This is a genomic window from Salirhabdus euzebyi, assembly GCF_014207435.1.
GTDB classification, from domain to species: domain Bacteria; phylum Bacillota; class Bacilli; order Bacillales; family Alkalibacillaceae; genus Salirhabdus; species Salirhabdus euzebyi.
Window position 1 is genome coordinate 1 of sequence record NZ_JACHGH010000027.1, and the last position, 1188, is coordinate 1188.

The 1188-nt window shown below is 49.6% G+C and carries 9 tRNA genes and 2 rRNA genes; all 11 read right to left on the reverse strand.

The annotated features are described in order from the left end of the window. Positions 1-72 (reverse strand): 16S ribosomal RNA (locus tag HNQ94_RS19400); the annotation flags it as partial. Between the two features lie 111 nt (positions 73-183). Beyond that, a tRNA-Ala gene (locus tag HNQ94_RS19405) sits at positions 184-259 on the reverse strand. A gap of 16 nt (positions 260-275) precedes the next feature. Further along, positions 276-352: transfer RNA gene (locus HNQ94_RS19410), tRNA-Pro, on the reverse strand. A gap of 6 nt (positions 353-358) precedes the next feature. Then, positions 359-435, reverse strand: a tRNA-Arg gene (locus HNQ94_RS19415). A 6-nt stretch (positions 436-441) separates the two neighbouring features. Then, positions 442-530: transfer RNA gene (locus HNQ94_RS19420), tRNA-Leu, on the reverse strand. Positions 531-538: 8 nt separating this feature from the next. Beyond that, positions 539-613: transfer RNA gene (locus HNQ94_RS19425), tRNA-Gly, on the reverse strand. Positions 614-687: 74 nt separating this feature from the next. Beyond that, positions 688-772: transfer RNA gene (locus HNQ94_RS19430), tRNA-Leu, on the reverse strand. A gap of 6 nt (positions 773-778) precedes the next feature. Then, a tRNA-Lys gene (locus tag HNQ94_RS19435) sits at positions 779-854 on the reverse strand. Positions 855-919: 65 nt separating this feature from the next. After that, positions 920-995: transfer RNA gene (locus HNQ94_RS19440), tRNA-Thr, on the reverse strand. 4 nt (positions 996-999) lie between these two features. Continuing rightward, positions 1000-1075 (reverse strand) — tRNA-Val (locus tag HNQ94_RS19445). 13 nt (positions 1076-1088) lie between these two features. Then, a 5S ribosomal RNA gene (rrf, locus tag HNQ94_RS19450) occupies positions 1089-1188 on the reverse strand; the annotation flags it as partial.

The following is a 1188-nucleotide window of genomic DNA, read 5'->3' on the forward strand; positions in this document are numbered from 1 at the left end:
CCCGCGCTCGACTTGCATGTATTAGGCACGCCGCCAGCGTTCGTCCTGAGCCAGGATCAAACTCTCCAATAAATGTATTGGATGCTGACATCCTTATAACTCGTTTTGTTGCTTTGCTATTTAAAAAATAGCCAATTGACGTACTGGTTATTTTGTTCAGTTTTCAAAGTTCGAAAGTATAATTGGTGGAGCCTAGCGGGATCGAACCGCTGACCTCCTGCGTGCAAGGCAGGCGCTCTCCCAGCTGAGCTAAGGCCCCAAAAGAAAAATAAAAATGGTCGGGAAGACAGGATTTGAACCTGCGACCCCTTGGTCCCAAACCAAGTGCTCTACCAAGCTGAGCTACTTCCCGTAATAATGGCGCGCCCGAGAGGACTTGAACCCCTAACCTTTTGATCCGTAGTCAAACGCTCTATCCAATTGAGCTACGGGCGCAATATATGGTGCCGAGGGCCGGACTCGAACCGGCACGGTAGTCACCTACCGCAGGATTTTAAGTCCTGTGCGTCTGCCAATTCCGCCACCCCGGCAACTAATCTGGAGCGGAAGACGGGATTCGAACCCGCGACCCCCACCTTGGCAAGGTGGTGTTCTACCACTGAACTACTTCCGCATTTCCACAGGAAATTTCAACTTTGAAGGTAAAGCATCTCTCGAGTAAAGATATTCAAAGTTTAATATTAAGTTTGGTGCGGGTGGAGGGACTTGAACCCCCACGTCATAAGACACTAGATCCTAAGTCTAGCGCGTCTGCCAATTCCGCCACACCCGCATAGTGTGGTGAGCCATGGAGGATTCGAACCTCCGACCCTCTGATTAAAAGTCAGATGCTCTACCGACTGAGCTAATGGCTCTTAATACTTCGTATTTGTTAAATGACTTATATTCTATATTAACATGTAATACGATTATATTAAAGTGGTGCCGGCCAGAGGACTTGAACCCCCAACCTACTGATTACAAGTCAGTTGCTCTACCAATTGAGCTAGACCGGCGAAATGGTGGAGGATGACGGGATCGAACCGCCGACCCCCTGCTTGTAAGGCAGGTGCTCTCCCAGCTGAGCTAATCCTCCATAATCCACCTATGCCTAGCAGCGTCCTACTCTCGCAGGGGAAGAACCCCAACTACCATCGGCGCTGAAGAGCTTAACTTCTGTGTTCGGAATGGGTACAGGTGTGACCTCTT